This is a genomic window from Hydrogenophaga sp. GW823-FHT04C09, from assembly GCF_058796355.1.
In genome coordinates this window covers 313,233-330,416 of record NZ_JBXAIO010000002.1, presented here as the reverse complement: position 1 = coordinate 330,416, position 17,184 = coordinate 313,233, and the positions used below count along the sequence as shown (strand labels likewise).

The window sequence follows — 17,184 nt, the reverse complement described above, 5'->3', positions numbered from 1 at the left end:
CCTACCAGAGCCGGACCCGCACCAGCACCTGCATGACGATCAGGCCCAGCACGAAGCCGACGCCGCCGTAGATGATGCTCTGCAGCAGGCGGTTGGTGCGGCGCTGCTCGGCCACCAGGGTGTCGAGTTCGCGCCGCAGTTCGTGTGGCTTGTGCTGCAGGTAGTCGTGCAGCAGGCGCGGCAGCGCCGGCAGCAGCTTGGCGTACTGCGGCGCCTCGGCCTTGAGTTGCTGCAGCAGCTTCTGCGGGCCGACCTGCTCCACCATCCATTTCTCCAGGAACGGCTTGGCCGTGCTCCAGAGGTCGAGTTCGGGGTCGAGCTGGCGCCCGAGGCCCTCGATGTTGAGCAGGGTTTTCTGCAGCAGCACGAGCTGGGGCTGGATTTCCACGTGGAAGCGGCGCGAGGTCTGGAACAGCCGCATCAGCACCATGCCGAGCGAGATTTCCTTCAGCGGACGGTCGAAATAGGGTTCGCACACCGCGCGGATGGCCGATTCGAGCTCGTCCACCCGCGTTTCGGCGGGCACCCAGCCCGATTCGATGTGCAGCTCGGCCACGCGCTTGTAGTCGCGCCGGAAGAAGGCGGTGAAGTTCTGCGCCAGGTATTCCTTGTCGAACTCGGTGAGCGTGCCCACGATGCCGAAATCGAGCGAGATGTAGCGCCCGAAGGTGGCCGGGGCGGTGCTGACCTGGATGTTGCCCGGGTGCATGTCGGCGTGGAAGAAGCCGTCGCGGAACACCTGGGTGAAGAAAATGGTGACACCGTCGCGCGCGAGCTTGGGAATGTCCACGCCCAGGGCCCGCAGCTCCTCGACCCGGTTGATGGGCGTGCCGTGCATGCGCTCCATCACCATCACCTCGGTGTGGCAGTAGTCCCAGAGCATTTCCGGGATCAGCACCAGGTCCAGCCCCTGCATGTTGCGGCGCAGTTGGGCTGCGTTGGCGGCTTCGCGCAGCAGGTCCAGCTCGTCGTGCAGGTATTTGTCGAACTCGGCGACCACCTCGCGCGGCTTGAGGCGCTTGCCGTCGGCCGACAGCCGCTCGACCCAGCCGGCCATCATGCGCATGAGGCTGAGGTCCTTGTCGATCACCGGGCGCATGTTCGGGCGCAGCACCTTCACCGCGACCTCGCGCCCACCGTGGCGGCCGTCCAGCAGGGTGGCGAAATGCACCTGGGCCACGGAGGCGCTGGCCACCGGCACCTGTTCGAAATGCGAGAACACCGAGGACAGCGGTTTGCCGAAGGCGCGCTCGATGCTGGCGACCGCAACTTCGCTGGGGAACGGCGGCACCCGGTCCTGCAGGCGCGCGAGTTCGTCGGCGATGTCGGGCGGCAGCAGGTCGCGCCGCGTCGACAGCACCTGGCCGAACTTCACGAAGATCGGGCCCAGGCGCTCCAGGGCCTCGCGCAGGCGGGCACCGCGCGGCGCGTCCAGGTTGCGGCCGATGGAGACGATGCGGGTGAGCAGGCGAATGGCCGGGCGCTCGAAGCTGGAGAGCACCAGCTCGTCCAGGCCGTAGCGCAACACCACCCAGACGATGAAGGCGCCGCGGAAGAGCCGGCTCATGCCGCGGTTCCGTCGGCGCGCGGAGGCACCGACGCATCGCCACCGGCGGCCGCGCGCGGCGCACGGCCGGCTGGCAGGCGCTCCACGAAGGCCTTGACGGCCTGGGCCGCCGACTGAGCGAAGCGCGCCAGCGTGTGGGCAGTGGCGTCACCGACGATGCGGGAAAGATCTTCCTCCACGTCCCAGCGCACGTTGTCCACCAGCCAGGCCACCTCGGCGGCGAGTTGCACGTCGCCCTGGATGTCTACGCCCGGTTTCTGGCCGGCGAGCACGCTCTGGGCCAACGCCAGCGGCGAGCGCTGGGTGAGCGTGACGCTCAGTTCGGGCGTCGCATCGGGTGCACAGCGCTCCAGCAGGCCGGCGGCGCTGGGTGCGAGCGTGAGGTGGAAATCGCCCCACTGGATGCGCACGGGTTTGCCCTTCTGGCGGCGCAGGCGGTCCTGGGCCGCTTTTTCCTGCATCAGCACGTGGTTGAGGAACAGCACCACGCGGTTCTGCAATTCGTCCACCACCCATTCGGGCGGGCGGATCGCGCCGAGCAGCGATTGCAGGAAGCTCAAGGGGGCGGCGGCCGCACCGGCCCTGGAAGAAGAATCGGGTGGTTCATTTTTCATGACCACCCGATTTTGACGGATAAAGCGCGAGGCACGGCGTCAGCGTGCATCAGCCGGGCTGGCGAGGCAGCCCCTGCGGCGTCACTGCAGCGCTTGCACGCCCGCCACCAGCCAGCCACCCGGGCCGTTCTTCGGGCGGGTGATGTTCCAGACTTCGCGGAACGGGTTGGGACCGGCGGACGCTTCCTCGCGGATGAGACCGGAGAATTCGACACTGGCCATGTACTCGCCCTGCAGTTCCTCGATGCCGAGCAACTGCGCGTCCAGCATGACGACCTCGGTCTTGTTGGCGCCACTCCGGGCCTGCTCGCGCTCGGCCAGCTGGCCGCGGATCTGCTGGAGCATGTCGTCGGTCATCATCGCGCGCAGCGCGGGGATGTCGGAACGGTCCCAGGCATCCTGCAGGCTCACGAAGTTGGCTTTGGAGGCCTTGAGGAAGCCCTCGGCATCAAAACCGGCGGGAACGCCCCAGCTCTGGCTGCCGCCGAGCGCCGAACCGATCATGGAACCGCCGACGGGGCGGTGGGAGTGGTCCAGCGCGGCCGGGCCGCTGCGCTCCCAGGGCCGGGCCGAGGCGTCGTTGCCGACGTTCTGCGGGCTGTAGCTGCGCGGCGTGGCCGGGTCGTACTGCGACTGGCCGGCCGGGCCGGCGCCCTGGTAGGCCATGCCACCCGGAGCAGCCGCCGCAGGCGCGCGGCGGCGCATCACCATGCCGATCACCGCCATGACCACCATCGCCAGCAGGGCGAACAGCAGGATCTGGCCAAAGGCTTCACCCAGGCCCAGAGAAGAGGCCAGCCAGGCCAGGCCCAGGCCGGCGGCCAGGCCCCCGAGCATGGCGCCCCAGGGGCGCTTGGGCGCCGCCGCGGCGGCGGCCGGATTGGCGGTGGCCGGACGGGCCGCCGCCGCGTTCTGGGCAGGCGCCTGCTGCGGCGCGGCCTGCTGGGACGGCGGCGCGCTGCTGCGCTGCGTCACGTTGCCCGACTGCTTGCCGAACGACGCGCCACCGCCCATGCGCTTGGCCCACACATCCTGGGTGCCCAGCGCCATCGCGAACACCAGCAACACCGACCACAACTTGTTCATGCTTTTGCCTCCTTCAAACAACAGAAAACCTGAAAAACCATTCAACACTTGATGCCCATGTGCAACGCCACCACCCCGGCGCTGAGGTTGTGCACGTCCACATGGCCGAATCCGGCTGTGCGCATCATCTGCCGCAACTCTTCCTGCCCCGGGTGCATGCGGATGGACTCCGCGAGGTAGCGGTAGCTGCTCTCGTCGTTGGCCACCAGCTTGCCCAACTTGGGCAGCACATTGAACGAATACCAGTCATAAGCCTTCTCGAGCGGTTTCGCCACCCGGGAAAACTCCAGCACCAGCAATTTGCCCCCCGGCTTGAGGGTCCGATGCATTTCGGCCAGTGCAAGTTCCTTGTGCGTCATGTTGCGCAGGCCGAAAGCCACTGAAACAAAATCGAACGACTCGTTGGCGAACGGCAGTTTCTCGGCGTCGCACACCATGGTGGGCAGCACCACGCCCAGGTCCAACAGGCGCGAGCGGCCCTCGCGCAGCATGGCTTCGTTGATGTCGGTGTGCACCACGCGGCCGGTGGGGCCCACCTTGCGGGCAAACGCCAGCGAGAGGTCGCCGGTGCCACCGGCGATGTCGAGCACCTGCTGGCCCGGCTGCGGGTTGGCCACGGTGATGGTGTAGCGCTTCCAGAGGCGGTGCAGCCCGGCCGACATGAGGTCGTTCATCACGTCGTACTTGGGCGCGACCGAGTCGAACACGCTGCGCACGCGCTGCGCCTTCTCGCCTTCGTCGACGGTCTTGAAACCGAAATGGGTGGAGGCCATGGTGGAATTTCCTCGCTTCAGTGGCTGCCGCAGGCGTGGCCGCCCTTGTCCGGCATGGGGGCGTCGCGCTCCACGCCGGCGGCCTGCAGACGTTCCAGGTACTCGGCCCACAGGTCGGCCTGCTTCGAACCCAGAAAATACAGGTAGTCCCAGGAGAAGATGCCCGAGCTGTGGCCGTCGGAGAAGGTGGGCTGCACCGCGTAGTTGCCGACCGGCTCCAGCGCCACGACGCCGACCTCGCGCTTGCCGGTCTGCAGCACCTCCTGGCCTTTGCCATGGCCTTGCACCTCCGCCGAAGGGGAATAGACCCGCATCAGCTCGAACGGGATCTTGAACTCGCGGCCGTCGGAAAAGCCGATTTCCAGCACCCGCGACTGCTGGTGCAGGGTGATCGACTGCGGCGAGGGGGTGTTCTTGTCGAGGCCAGCCATGAAAGTCTCCGTTGTCGGGCGGGTCAGACGAGCACGCGCTCGATGCCGCCTTCGTTGGCCTTGGCCACGTACTCGGGCAGCCATTCTTCGCCCAGGATCTGGCGCGCCATCTCCACCACGATGTAATCGGCTTCCAGCAGGCCGGACTTGAGGTCGTCGCCATAGCGGCTCAGGCCTTGCAGGCAGCTCGGGCACGAGGTGAGGATCTTGACGTTGTCGTTCGCGCCCACGGTGCCGGCGGCGCGCAGGGCGGCTTCGCCCTTCTGGATTTCCTCTTCCTTGCGGAAGCGGACCTGGGTGGAAATGTCGGGCCGGGTTACGCCCAACGTGCCCGATTCGCCGCAGCAACGCTTGCTCTCCACCACGTTGTCGCCCACCAGCGCCTTGACCGTCTTCATCGGATCCTGCAGCTTCATCGGCGTGTGGCAGGGGTCGTGGTACAGGTAACCGCCCTGCCCGGCCGGCAAGGTGATGCCCTTTTCCAGCAGGTATTCGTGGATGTCGATGATGCGGCAGCCCGGGAAGATCTGGTCGAACTCGTAACCCTGCAGCTGGTCGTAGCAGGTGCCGCAGCTCACCACCACGGTCTTGATGTCCAGGTAGTTGAGCGTGTTGGCGACCCGGTGGAACAGCACCCGGTTGTCGGTGATCATCTTCTCGGCCTTGTCGAACTGGCCGCTGCCACGCTGCGGGTACCCACAGCACAGGTAGCCCGGTGGCAACACCGTCTGCACGCCGGCATGCCAGAGCATGGCCTGCGTGGCCAGACCCACCTGCGAGAACAGCCGCTCCGAACCACAGCCCGGGAAGTAGAACACCGCCTCCGTCTCGGCCGTGGTGGCCGAGGGGTTGCGGATGATGGGCACGTAGTCCTTGTCTTCGATGTCCAGCAAGGCGCGGGCGGTCTTCTTGGGCAGGCCACCCGGCATCTTCTTGTTGATGAAGTGGATCACCTGCTCCTTGATCGGCGCCGGGCCCAGGGTGGCCGGGGGGGCGCCGGTCTGCTTGCGCGCGAGGCGCTGGAGCAGGTCGTTGGCCAGGCGCTGGGCCTTGAAGCCCGCGCCCACCATGGCGCCGCGCACGAACTTGATGGTCTCGGGGTTGGTCGCGTTCAGGAAGAACATGGCCGCCGCGTTGCCGGGCCGGAAGCTCTTCTGGCCCATCTTGCGCAGCAGGTTGCGCATGTTCATGGTCACGTCGCCGAAGTCGATCTTGACCGGGCAGGGGCTCAGGCACTTGTGGCACACCGTGCAGTGGTCGGCCACGTCCTCGAACTCTTCCCAGTGCTTGATGCTGATGCCGCGGCGGGTCTGCTCTTCGTACAGGAAAGCCTCGACCAGCAGCGAGGTGGCCAGGATCTTGTTGCGCGGCGAATAGAGCAGGTTGGCGCGCGGCACGTGCGTGGCGCACACCGGCTTGCACTTGCCGCAGCGCAGGCAGTCCTTGACGCTGTCGGCGATGGCGCCGATCTCGCTGCGCTGCATGATGATCGATTCGTGCCCCATCAGGCCGAAGCTGGGCGTGTAGGCGTTGGACAGGTCGGCGCTGCGCAGGCTGGCGTCGCCCACCGGACCCTGGCGCAGCAGCTTGCCCTTGTTGAAGCGGCCCTCGGGGTCGACGCGTTGCTTGTAGTCCGCGAAGGGTTGCAGCTCCTCGTCGGTCAGGAACTCCAGCTTGGTGATGCCGATGCCGTGTTCGCCCGAGATCACGCCGTCGAGCTGGCGCGCGAGCACCATGATGCGCGCCACGGCCTCGTGCGCGGTCTGCAGCATTTCGTAGTCGTCGCTGTTGACCGGGATGTTGGTGTGCACGTTGCCGTCACCGGCATGCATGTGCAGCGCCACCCACACGCGGCCCTTGAGCACGCGCTGGTGGATGGCGGTGCATTCGGCCAGCAAGGAGCCGAACGCCGCCCCAGTGAAGATGGCCTGCAGCGGCGCGCGGATCTGCGTCTTCCAGCTCGCGCGCAGGCGGTGGTCCTGCAGCTGCGGGAACAGCGCGTCCACGTCGCTCAGCCAGCCCGCCCAGAGCGCGCGCACTTCGCGCACCAGGGCCAGGGCCTGCTGCACGCGGTCTTCCAGCAGTTCGGCGCTGGGGATGTCGCTGGCGTCGTCGGTCTTGCCCAGCGGCAGGTTGCCCTTGGCGAAGAAGGCTTCGAGCGCGTCGGCCAGCTTGATCTTGTTGCGCAGCGACAGCTCGATGTTGATGCGTTCGATGCCTTCGGTGTACTCGCCCATGCGCGGCAGCGGGATCACCACGTCTTCGTTGATCTTGAAGGCGTTGGTGTGCCGGCTGATGGCCGCCGTGCGCTTGCGGTCCAGCCAGAACTTCTTGCGCGCCTCGGCGCTGATGGCCACGAAGCCCTCGCCGCTGCGCGAATTCGCCATGCGGATCACTTCGCTGGTGGCGCGCGCCACGGCATCGGCGTCGTCGCCCACGATGTCGCCGATCAGCACCATCTTGGGCAAGGTGCCGCGCTTGCTCTTGGTGGCGTAACCCACGGCCTTGAGGTAACGGTCGTCGAGGTGCTCCAGGCCGGCCAGGATGGCGCCGCCCGGGCGCTTCATCTCGGCGAACATGAAGTCCTTGATGTCCACGATGGACGGCACGCAGTCCTTGGGATTGCCGAAGAATTCCAGGCAGACCGTGCGCACGTGGTCGGGCATGCGGTGCACCACCCAGCGCGCGCTGGTGATCAGGCCATCGCAGCCCTCCTTCTGGATGCCCGGCAGACCGCTGAGGAACTTGTCGGTCACGTCCTTGCCCAGGCCTTCCTTGCGAAAGGTCTTGCCCGGGATCACCAGCTGCTCGCTGCGCACCGGGGTCTTGCCGTCGGCCTCGAAGTACTGCAGCCCGAAGGTGGCGACCTCGGCGTCATGGATCTTGCCCAGGTTGTGGTCCAGCCGGGTGACTTCCAGCCACTGGGCCTGCGGTGTGACCATGCGCCACGACACCAGGTTGTCCAGCGCCGTGCCCCACAGCACGGCCTTCTTGCCGCCCGCGTTCATGGCGATGTTGCCGCCGATGCACGAGGCCTCGGCCGAGGTCGGGTCCACCGCGAACACGTGGCCCGCGCGGTCGGCGGCGTCGGACACGCGCTGGGTCACGACGCCGGCTTCGGTCCAGATGGTGGGCAACGGCTTGTCGTGCCCGGGCACCTTGACCCACTCCACCTCGGTCATGGCTTCGAGCTTCTCGGTGTTGATCACCGCGCTCTTCCAGGTCAGCGGAATCGCGCCGCCCGTGTAGCCGGTGCCGCCCCCTCGCGGGATGATGGTCAGCCCGAGCTCGTAGCAGCCCTTGACCAGCAAGGCCATTTCGGCTTCGGTGTCGGGCGTGAGCACCACGAAGGGGTATTCCACGCGCCAGTCGGTCGCGTCGGTCACGTGCGAGACGCGCGACAGGCCGTCGAACTTGATGTTGTCCTTGGCCGTCAGCCGGCGCAGCGCCTTGGTGGCGCGCTGGCGCAGCGCGGCCATGTCCTGGAACGAGCGGGAGAACTGATCGACCGCCGCGCGGGCCGCCGTGAGCAACTCGGCCACCAGGCCATCGCGCACCGCGTCGTCCTGTGGCGTGCGGCGCTTCTGCACCTCGGCCAGCCGGTGGTGCAGGGCGTCCACCAGCTGCTGGCGGCGCTTGGGGCTGTCGAGCAGGTCGTCCTGCAGGTAGGGGTTGCGCTGCACCACCCAGATGTCACCCAAAACCTCGTACAGCATGCGGGCGGAGCGGCCCGTGCGACGCTCACCCCTCAGTTCGTCCAGCAGGCCCCAGGCGCGCTCGCCGAGCAGGCGCAGCACGATTTCACGATCCGAGAAGGAGGTGTAGTTGTAGGGAATCTCGCGCAAACGTGGCGCATCGTCGGTGGCGGTGGCGAGCAACGAAAGCGGTGTGGGTGCGTTCATGTGTGTGGCAGTCGCCAGCATGACAGTAAAGAACCCAGGATGGTACCGCAGCGCAACATTCACCCACCCCCCCTGTGGAAACCCCTGTTGTCACACCTGGGAAACGCATGTGCAATCGTTTTGACATATCGGAGCCCTACCCTACCCCCACCGGTTTCCGACCATCCATCCCAAGGAGCAACACCCATGCACAAGCGTTTTCTTCCCATGACCGGCGCCCTGGCGCTCGCCGCCCTGATGAGCGGCCCGGTCCACGCCCAGGCGCCGACCGAGATCCAGTGGTGGCACTCGATGAGCGCAGCGCTTGGCGAGTGGGTGAATGACCTGGCCAAGCAGTACAACGCCAGCCAGAGCCAGTACAAGGTCGTGCCCACGTACAAGGGCACGTACGACGAGTCCATGACGGGCGCCATTGCCGCCTTCCGCGCGGGCAATGCGCCACACATCCTGCAGGTGTTCGAGGTCGGTACCGCGACCATGATGGCCAGCAAGGGCGCCATCGTGCCCGCCGCCAAGGTGCTCAACGACGGCGGCTTCAAGTTCGACCCGACGCAATACGTGTCGGCCGTGGCCGGCTACTACACCGCCCCCAACGGCCAGATGCTGAGCTACCCGCTCAACAGCTCGACCACCATCTTCTATTACAACAAGGACGCCTTCAAGAAGGCCGGCCTGGACCCCGAAAAAGCGCCCAAGACCTGGCCCGAAGTGTTCGCCGCCGCCTCCAAGCTCAAAGCCAGCGGCCACGCCTGCCCGTTCACCACCAGCTGGATCAGCTGGACGCAGCTGGAGAGCTTCTCGCTCTGGCACAACACCCTGTTCGCCTCCAAGAACAACGGTTTTGACGGCAACGACGCACAGCTGATGATCAACACGCCGCTGCACGTGCGCCACTTCGAGAACCTCGCCAAGGCTTCCAAGGAAGGCAGCTTTGTCTACAAGGGTCGAGGCAACGCGCCCGACGCCTCCTTCCCCTCGGGCGAGTGCGCCATGATCACGGGCTCGTCGGGCCTGTATGCCCGCGTGTCCAAGGACGCCAAGTTCGCCTACGGCATCTCCGCCCTGCCCTACTACGCCGATGTCAAGGGCGCGCCCCAGAACACCGCCATCGGCGGCGCCAGCCTGTGGGTGATGGCCGGCAAGAAGCCCGCCGAATACAAGGGCGTGGCCGATTTTCTGAACTTCCTGAACGACACCCGGGTGCAGGCCGCCAGCCACCAGCGCACCGGTTACCTGCCGGTGACCACCGCGGCCTACAAGCTGACTGAGGCATCCGGCTTCTATGAAAAGAACCCGGGCACCGACGTGGCCGTGACGCAGATGATCCGCAAGGCCACCGACAAGTCGCGCGGCATCCGCCTGGGCAACTTCGTGCAGATCCGCACCATCATCGACGAGGAAACCGAGCAGATCTGGGCCGGCAAGAAGTCGCCCAAGGAAGCGCTGGACACCGCCGTGACACGAGGCAACGAGCAGCTCGTGCGTTTCGCCCGCGCCAACAAGTAAATTCTGGCCCGAAGCCTGACGATGCCTGCCAGTCCTTTGGTCGGCATCGATAGCCCGCCACTCTGCAGACCCCCGCGGTTTGCACAGCGGCGGGTTGTCTTTTTGAAAGACTGAGAAAGACTGGACATGGAAAAGCGCGTGCTCTTTCGCTCTGCGTGGTTGCCCTGGGTGTTGCTGGCGCCCCAGCTGGCCATCATCAGCATCTTCTTCTTCTGGCCGGCAGGTCAGGCCCTGGTGCAATCGTTCCAGGTGCAGGATTCGTTCGGCTTTTCCAAGGAGTGGGTGGGCTTCGAGAACTTCAGAAACCTCTTCGAAGACCCGAGCTACCTGGCCTCGTTCAAGACCACGGCCTTCTTCTCGGTGCTGGTCGCGGGTTTCGGCATCGCCATTTCGCTGGTGCTGGCCATCTTCGCCGACCGCATCATCAAAGGCGCGCTGGCCTACAAGACCGCGCTGCTGCTGCCCTATGCCGTGGCCCCGGCGGTGGCTGGCGTGCTCTGGATGTTCATGTTTTCGCCGTCGCTCGGCGTGGTGGCCTACATGCTGCGCCAGTCGGGCTTCAACTGGAACCACATGCTCAATTCCGACCACGCGATGACGCTGATCGTGATCGCGGCGGTGTGGAAGCAGATCTCCTACAACTTCCTGTTCTTCCTCGCAGGGCTGCAGTCGATCCCCAAGTCGCTGATCGAGGCCGCCGCCATCGACGGCGCGGGCCCCTGGCGCCGGTTCTGGAGCATCCAGTTCCCGCTGCTGTCACCCACCACCTTCTTCCTGCTGGTGATCAACGTGGTGTACGCCTTCTTCGACACCTTCGCCATCGTGGACGCGACCACGCAAGGCGGCCCGGGCCGCGACACCGCGATCCTGGTCTACAAGGTCTACCACGACGGCTTCAAGGCCATGGACATGGGCGGCTCGGCCGCGCAGTCGGTGGTGCTGATGGTGATCGTCATCGTGCTCACGGTGATCCAGTTCCGCTACGTCGAGAAGAAAGTGCAGTACTGACATGGTTGAACGCAGTCCCTATCTGACGCTGCTGTCGCACCTGATCCTGGTGCTGGGCGTGCTCATCGTCGGCTTCCCGCTGTACCTGGCGTTCGTGGCGTCCACCCACACCGCGCAGGACATCGTGCAAGCCCCCATGCCTTTGCTGCCCGGCAGCAACTTCTGGCAGACCTACCGCGACACCCTGTTCGGCGGCGGCAGCGGCCCGGGCTCCAGCGCGCCGGTGGCGCGCATGATGTGGGTAAGCCTGGTCACGGCGCTCGTCATCACCTTCGGCAAGATCGCCATCTCGCTGCTGTCGGCCTTCGCCATCGTCTACTTCCGCTTCCCGTTCAAGGGCATCTGCTTCTGGCTGATCTTCATCACGCTGATGCTGCCCGTGGAAGTGCGCATCGGCCCGACCTACCAGGTGGTATCCGACCTGGGCATGCTCAACACCTACGCGGGCCTGACCGTCCCCCTCATCGCCTCCGCCACCGCCACCTTCCTGTTCCGGCAGTTCTTCCTCACGGTGCCAGACGAACTGGTGGAAGCCGCGCGCGTGGATGGCGCAGGCCCGATGCGTTTCTTCAAGGACATCCTGGTGCCCTTGTCGCGCACCTCGATCGCCGCGCTGTTCGTGATCCAGTTCATCTACGGCTGGAACCAGTACCTGTGGCCGTTGCTCGTCACCACCTCGGAAGAGATGTACCCGGTGGTGATCGGCATCAAGCGCATGATCGCGGGCGGCGACGCCGGCAACGAGTGGAACATCGTGATGGCGACCGCGCTGCTGGCCATGCTGCCGCCCGCGCTCGTGGTGATCTTCATGCAGCGCTGGTTCGTCAAGGGACTGGTGGACACCGAAAAGTAACCCGGCAACCGACAACAACACGATCACAACAACGCCATGGCTTCTCTCTCACTTCGCAACATCGTCAAGCGCTACGGCATCGGCCCCAAGGCCAATCAGGTCATCCACGGGGTGAACGCCGAGATCCAGGATGGCGAGTTCGTCGTCATCGTCGGGCCGTCGGGCTGCGGCAAGTCCACGCTGCTGCGCATGGTCGCGGGCCTGGAGGAAATCTCCGGTGGTGAACTTCGCATCGGCGACCGCGTCGTCAACAACCTGGAACCGGCCCAGCGCGACATCGCCATGGTGTTCCAGAACTACGCGCTCTACCCGCACATGACGAACTTCGACAACATGGCCTACGGCCTGAAGATCGCCAAGGTGCCCAAGGAAGAGATCCGCGCCCGTGTGGACAAGGCCGCCAAGATCCTCGAACTCGGCCACCTGCTTGAGCGCAAGCCGCGCGAGCTCTCGGGCGGCCAGCGCCAGCGCGTGGCGATGGGCCGCGCCATCGTGCGCCAGCCACAGGTCTTCCTGTTCGACGAGCCGCTCTCCAACCTGGACGCCAAGCTGCGCGCCCAGACCCGGCTGGAAATCCAGAAGCTGCACCGCGAACTGGGCATCACCTCGCTGTTCGTCACGCACGACCAGGTCGAAGCGATGACGCTGGCCGAACGCATGATCGTGATGAACGCGGGCAACATGGAGCAGTTCGGTACGCCCGAAGAGGTCTATTCGCGCCCGGCCACGACCTTCGTGGCCAGCTTCATCGGCTCGCCGCCCATGAACCTGCTGAAACACGCGCCCGGTGGGCGCCCCGGCAGCATCCTGGGCATCCGCCCCGAGCACCTGGACGTGGGTGACAGTGGCTGGGCGCTGCAGGTGGAAACGGTGGAGTTGCTGGGCGCCGAGCGCCTGGTGCACGCCCGCCTGGGCGACGAGATGCTGATCATCCGCACCCACGAGGACCAGGGTGCCCCGGCCATCGGCAGCACCATCCATGCCCAGCCGCGCGAGGACCGCCTGCACTGGTTCAACGCCGAGACCGGCCAGCGGCAATGAGTGGGAGAGAGCAGCCGGGCCACTGGCCCTACCCGCGCTGGGTCGCCCACCGCGGCGCCGGCAGGCTGGCGCCCGAAAACACCCTCGCCGCCTTCCGCCTCGGGGCCTCGCACGGCTACCGCATGTACGAATGCGACGCCAAGCTCAGCGCCGATGGCGTGGTCTTCCTGCTGCACGACGCGACCCTGGAGCGCACCACGAACGGCAGCGGCGTGGCCGGTGAGCGCCCCTGGGGCGAGCTGAGCCAGCTCGATGCCGGTGGCTGGCACTCGCGCGCGTTCGCGGGCGAGCCCCTGGCCACCCTGGAAGCCGTGGCCCGCCACTGCCAGGCGCAGGGCCATTGGCTCAACATCGAGATCAAACCCACCCCCGGCACGGAGCTGGCCACGGGGCGCGCCGTGGCGGAAGCGGCCGCGCGGCTCTGGGCCAGCAACGCCGAGCGCGCGCCCTTCCTCACCTCGTTCCAGCCCGACGCGCTGCAGGGCTCGCGGGAAAGCGCTCCCCACCTGCCGCGCGGGCTGCTGCTCGACACCCTGCGGGAAGGCTGGCGGGACATGGCGCAATCTTTGGGGTGCGTGGCGGCCGTGTGCAACCACGCCCTGTGGGACAGCAGCACCGTGGCCCAGGCCCGGGAAAGCGGCCTGCGCACCCTGGCCTACACCGTGAACGACGAATGGGCCGCGCAGCGGCTGCTGGACCTGGGCTTGGACGGCATCATCACCGACCGCATCGACCTGTTTGCGCCCGGGCGCTGAGGCGAAGCGCTCAGCGCTTGCGGTGCAGCCACCAGGCCAGCGTGCCCTGAACGAACACCAGGGCGGCGTAGGTGGCCATCTTGCCGTCACGGCCAAAGAACACCAGCCCCGCCAGCAGCACCACCACACCCGCCACGACCAGCATGAAGGCCTCCAGGCCGGCGCCCTGCGCCGCACGGCCGGCGCGGCGGAAACGGGGCACCGTCCACAGGACCAGGGCCATGAAAACGGCAGGGGCGATGAAGCCGGCGATGTGCCCGAGGAAGGCCAAAGGCGTCATTCGAAGCGGGCGGCGGCGTGCATAAGGGTTCAATTTTATAATCACCCCATGTCTGTCTGGGCCCTCGGCATCAACCACAACACGGCTCCGCTCGATCTGCGGGGCCGTTTTGCGTTTGCGCTCGACCAGATCCAGCCCACTTTGCACGGCTACCGCCAGAGTCTGGCGCGCCAGCCCGAGGCCACGCTGCTGTCCACCTGCAACCGCACCGAGCTGTACGGCGCGGGCGACCAGTCGGCGGTGGACCCCACCCTGGACTGGCTGGCGCAGACCGGCGGCGTGAGCGGCCAGGTGCTGCGCGACCACGCCTACATCCTGCGCGACGACCAGGCCGCGCGCCATGCCTTCCGCGTCGCCAGCGGCCTGGACAGCATGGTGCTGGGCGAAGCCCAGATCCTCGGCCAGATGAAGGACGCGGTGCGCGCCGCCAGCGACGCGGGCGCCCTGGGCACCACCCTGCACCAGCTGTTCCAGCGCTCGTTCGCCGTGGCCAAGGAAGTGCGCAGTTCCACCGAGATCGGCGCCCACTCCATCAGCATGACCGCCGCCGCGGTGCGCCTGGCGTCGCAGCTGTTCGAAGACCTGCGCGACATCAAGGTGCTGTTCGTCGGCGCGGGCGAGATGATCGAACTGGCCGCCACCCACTTCGCGGCCAAGACGCCCAAGGGCATGGCGATCGCCAACCGCACACTGGAGCGCGGCGAGAAGCTCGCCAGCCGCTTCGGCGCGCAGGTGATGCGGCTGGCCGACGTGCCCGACCGCCTGCACGAGTTCGACGCCGTCATCAGCTGCACCGCGAGCACGCTGCCCATCATCGGCCTGGGCGCCGTGGAACGCGCGCTCAAGAAGCGCCGCCACCGGCCCATGTTCATGGTCGATCTGGCGGTGCCGCGCGACATCGAGGCCGAGGTCAAAGCCCTGCCCGACGTCTACCTCTACACCGTGGACGACCTCGCCACCGTGGTGCAGACCGGCAAGGACCACCGCCTGGCTGCCGTGGCGCAGGCCGAGGCCATCATCGACGCGGGTGTGCTCAGCTTCATGCACTGGATGGAGCAGCGCGACCCGGCCCACGGCGTGGTGCCGCTGATCCAGCAGATCAACGCCCAGGCCGACGAATGGCGCGCCGTGGAAATGGCGCGCGCCCGCCGCCTGCTGGCCAAGGGCGAGCCGGTGGAAGCCGTGCTGGAAGCGCTCTCGCGCGGCCTCACGCAAAAAATGCTTCACGGCACCCTGGCCGAACTGCACACCGGTGACAGCACCACACGTGCCGCCACCGCGCAGACCGTTTCGCGGCTGTTCCTGCGCGACGAACCGCTCAAACCCCCGCGCAACGCGCAAAACTAGCTGACCCGGCCCGCGCACGGCGTTGCGGGCCCGCGCCCGTGTCGGCGTGCAGGGTCTCCGTGCCCCACCATGAAACCCTTCGTCCGTGACACCCTGCTGCGCCAGCGAGCCCGACTGCACGAGCTCGATGCGCTGCTGTCCGCGCCCGACGTCGTCGACCAGATGGATCGCTTCCGCGCGCTGAGCCGCGAACACGCCGAGGCCTCCACGGTGGTCGAGGTGTTCAACCGCTATCTCCAACGCGAGACCGACCTGGCGACGGCGCGGGAAATGCTCGACGACCCTGACATGGCCGAGATGGCGCAGGAGGAAATCCAGAGTGCCGAGGCCGACCTGGCGCAGCTGGACATCGATTTGCAGCAACTCTTGCTGCCCAAGGATCCGGACGACGAGCGCAACGCCTTCGTCGAGATCCGCGCCGGCACCGGCGGCGACGAGTCGGCCCTGTTCGCCGGCGACCTCGCCCGCCTGTACACGCGCTACGCCGAAAAGCAGCGCTGGCAGGTGGAGACCGTGAGCGAGTCGCCCAGCGAGCTCGGCGGCTACAAGGAAGTGGTGCTGCGCATCGCGGGCCCCGGAGCCTATGGGCGGCTGCGTTTCGAGTCCGGCGGCCACCGGGTGCAGCGCGTGCCCGCCACCGAGACCCAGGGCCGCATCCACACCAGTGCGGCCACCGTGGCGGTGATGCCCGAACCCGACGAGACCCAGGCGGTGCAGCTCAACCCGAGCGAGTTGCGCATCGACACCTTCCGCGCCAGTGGCGCGGGCGGCCAGCACATCAACAAGACCGACTCCGCCGTGCGCGTGACCCACCTGCCCACCGGCATCACCGCCGAATGCCAGGACGGCCGATCGCAGCACAGCAACAAGGCCAAGGCGCTGCAGGTGCTCACGGCGCGCCTGCAGGAAAAAGACCGCAGCGAGCGCGCAGCCGCCGAAGCCGCCACGCGCAAGGGCCTGATCGGCAGCGGCGACCGCAGCGACCGCATCCGCACCTACAACTTCCCGCAGGGCCGCCTGACCGACCACCGCATCAACCTCACGCTGTACAAGGTGCTGCAGGTGATGGAAGGTGATCTGGACGAGGTGATCCACGCCCTGCAGGTCGCGCGCGGCACCGAGCTGCTGGCCGAGCTCGAACAACGCAACGGCGCATGACCACCACGCTGCGCGAAGCCCTGACGCACCTGCAGCGCGACGGCCTGGACCGGATCGACGCGCAGATGCTGCTGCTGCTGGCCCTGCAGCGCAGCCCCCACGACCGCGCCTGGCTGCTGGCGCACGACGGCGACGCGATGGACGCCGAGGCGGCCGCCCGCCTCGCGGCCCTGGTGCAACGCCGCCGGCACGGCGAGCCCATGGCCTACCTGCGCGGCGACCAGGAATTCTTCGGCCTCACGCTCCAGGTGGACCCGCGCGTGCTCGTGCCACGGCCCGACACCGAAACCCTGGTGAGCTGGGCGCTGGATGTGCTGGATGCGCTGCCGGCAGCCGCCCGCGTGCTCGACCTGGGCACCGGCAGCGGCGCCATCGCACTGGCCCTCAAGGCCCAGCGCCCGGGCGCCGTGGTCTCGGCCACGGACGCCAGCCCCGATGCGCTGGCCGTCGCCCGTGCGAACGCCGATCGGCTGGGCCTGGCGGTGGATTTCCACCTCGGGCACTGGCTCACCGCGGTGCCGGCACAGCACTTCGACCTGATCGCCAGCAACCCGCCCTACATCGCCGAAGGCGACGCCCATCTGGCGGCGCTCGGCCACGAGCCCGGCTCGGCGCTGACCGCCGGCCCCGACGGCCTGGACGACATCCGGGCCTTGGTGTCCACCGCGCCCGCCGCCCTGAACCCGGGGGGCTGGCTGCTGCTCGAGCATGGGCACGACCAGGCCGGCGCGGTGCGCAGCCTGCTCCAGGCGGCCGGCTTCACACAGGTCGGCAGCCGCGCCGACCTCCCGGGCATTGAGCGCTGCAGCGGCGGCCAGTGGCCGCAGCGGCGATAATGTGAGCCGTTTCCGGGTCTCTCCAGA

At 67.3% G+C, this 17,184-nt stretch carries 15 protein-coding genes; 8 read left to right on the top strand and 7 right to left on the bottom strand.

Annotation, left to right across the window (positions count from 1 at the left end):
- Nucleotide 1: 1 nt before the first annotated feature.
- The 6 genes from ubiB to AC1Q9M_RS06705 form a co-directional block, all read right to left on the bottom strand.
- Nucleotides 2–1,567, bottom strand: coding sequence for a ubiquinone biosynthesis regulatory protein kinase UbiB (gene ubiB / locus AC1Q9M_RS06730; RefSeq protein ID WP_382161270.1), 1,566 nt, complete (start codon nt 1,565–1,567; stop codon nt 2–4).
- Nucleotides 1,564–2,181, bottom strand: coding sequence for a hypothetical protein (locus tag AC1Q9M_RS06725; protein WP_492433001.1), 618 nt, complete (start codon nt 2,179–2,181; stop codon nt 1,564–1,566). The genes ubiB and AC1Q9M_RS06725 overlap by 4 nt, the downstream gene beginning before the upstream one ends.
- An 81-nt stretch (nt 2,182–2,262) precedes the next feature.
- Nucleotides 2,263–3,267, bottom strand: a complete 1,005-nt coding sequence (locus AC1Q9M_RS06720) for a Tim44 domain-containing protein (protein WP_382161276.1) — start codon at nt 3,265–3,267, stop codon at nt 2,263–2,265.
- A 41-nt stretch (nt 3,268–3,308) separates the two neighbouring features.
- On the bottom strand, nt 3,309–4,040 hold the full coding sequence (gene ubiE, locus AC1Q9M_RS06715; RefSeq protein ID WP_444688425.1) for a bifunctional demethylmenaquinone methyltransferase/2-methoxy-6-polyprenyl-1,4-benzoquinol methylase UbiE: 732 nt from the start codon (nt 4,038–4,040) through the stop codon (nt 3,309–3,311).
- Between the two features lie 17 nt (nt 4,041–4,057).
- Complete coding sequence (locus tag AC1Q9M_RS06710; protein WP_382323384.1) at nt 4,058–4,471, bottom strand: gamma-butyrobetaine hydroxylase family protein; 414 nt, start codon at nt 4,469–4,471, stop codon at nt 4,058–4,060.
- Between the two features lie 23 nt (nt 4,472–4,494).
- A complete protein-coding gene (locus AC1Q9M_RS06705; RefSeq protein WP_492432998.1) occupies nt 4,495–8,373 on the bottom strand; it encodes a DUF3683 domain-containing protein in 3,879 nt (1,292 codons plus the stop codon).
- 186 nt (nt 8,374–8,559) lie between these two features.
- Between AC1Q9M_RS06705 and ugpB the strand changes: the two genes are divergently transcribed.
- From ugpB to ugpQ, 5 genes are all read left to right on the top strand, one after another.
- Nucleotides 8,560–9,879: a sn-glycerol-3-phosphate ABC transporter substrate-binding protein UgpB gene (ugpB, locus tag AC1Q9M_RS06700; protein WP_382323383.1), complete on the top strand. Its 1,320-nt coding sequence runs from the start codon at nt 8,560–8,562 to the stop codon at nt 9,877–9,879.
- A gap of 126 nt (nt 9,880–10,005) precedes the next feature.
- Nucleotides 10,006–10,887, top strand: coding sequence for a sn-glycerol-3-phosphate ABC transporter permease UgpA (ugpA, locus tag AC1Q9M_RS06695; RefSeq protein WP_382323382.1), 882 nt, complete (start codon nt 10,006–10,008; stop codon nt 10,885–10,887).
- Nucleotide 10,888: 1 nt separating this feature from the next.
- Entirely contained in the window at nt 10,889–11,740 is an 852-nt protein-coding gene (gene ugpE, locus AC1Q9M_RS06690) for a sn-glycerol-3-phosphate ABC transporter permease UgpE (RefSeq protein ID WP_291114924.1), read from the top strand.
- 36 nt (nt 11,741–11,776) lie between these two features.
- Complete coding sequence (gene ugpC / locus AC1Q9M_RS06685) at nt 11,777–12,781, top strand: sn-glycerol-3-phosphate ABC transporter ATP-binding protein UgpC (RefSeq protein WP_382323381.1); 1,005 nt, start codon at nt 11,777–11,779, stop codon at nt 12,779–12,781.
- Complete coding sequence (ugpQ, locus tag AC1Q9M_RS06680; RefSeq protein WP_492432995.1) at nt 12,778–13,536, top strand: glycerophosphodiester phosphodiesterase; 759 nt, start codon at nt 12,778–12,780, stop codon at nt 13,534–13,536. The genes ugpC and ugpQ overlap by 4 nt, the downstream gene beginning before the upstream one ends.
- A 10-nt stretch (nt 13,537–13,546) precedes the next feature.
- On the opposite strand, the gene AC1Q9M_RS06675 is transcribed toward ugpQ, so the two are convergent.
- On the bottom strand, nt 13,547–13,816 hold the full coding sequence (locus AC1Q9M_RS06675) for a hypothetical protein (RefSeq protein ID WP_291114918.1): 270 nt from the start codon (nt 13,814–13,816) through the stop codon (nt 13,547–13,549).
- A 48-nt stretch (nt 13,817–13,864) separates the two neighbouring features.
- Between AC1Q9M_RS06675 and hemA the strand changes: the two genes are divergently transcribed.
- The 3 genes from hemA to prmC all read left to right on the top strand — a co-directional run bounded on the left by hemA (nt 13,865) and on the right by prmC (nt 17,157).
- The gene (gene hemA / locus AC1Q9M_RS06670; protein ID WP_382327304.1) at nt 13,865–15,163 is read left to right on the top strand and encodes a glutamyl-tRNA reductase; all 1,299 of its coding nucleotides are present in this window, start codon (nt 13,865–13,867) and stop codon (nt 15,161–15,163) included.
- A gap of 69 nt (nt 15,164–15,232) precedes the next feature.
- Nucleotides 15,233–16,321, top strand: a complete 1,089-nt coding sequence (gene prfA / locus AC1Q9M_RS06665) for a peptide chain release factor 1 (protein WP_382323380.1) — start codon at nt 15,233–15,235, stop codon at nt 16,319–16,321.
- Complete coding sequence (gene prmC, locus AC1Q9M_RS06660) at nt 16,318–17,157, top strand: peptide chain release factor N(5)-glutamine methyltransferase (RefSeq protein WP_382161310.1); 840 nt, start codon at nt 16,318–16,320, stop codon at nt 17,155–17,157. Before prfA ends, prmC begins: the two co-directional genes overlap by 4 nt.
- The last annotated feature ends 27 nt before the right edge of the window (nt 17,158–17,184 follow it).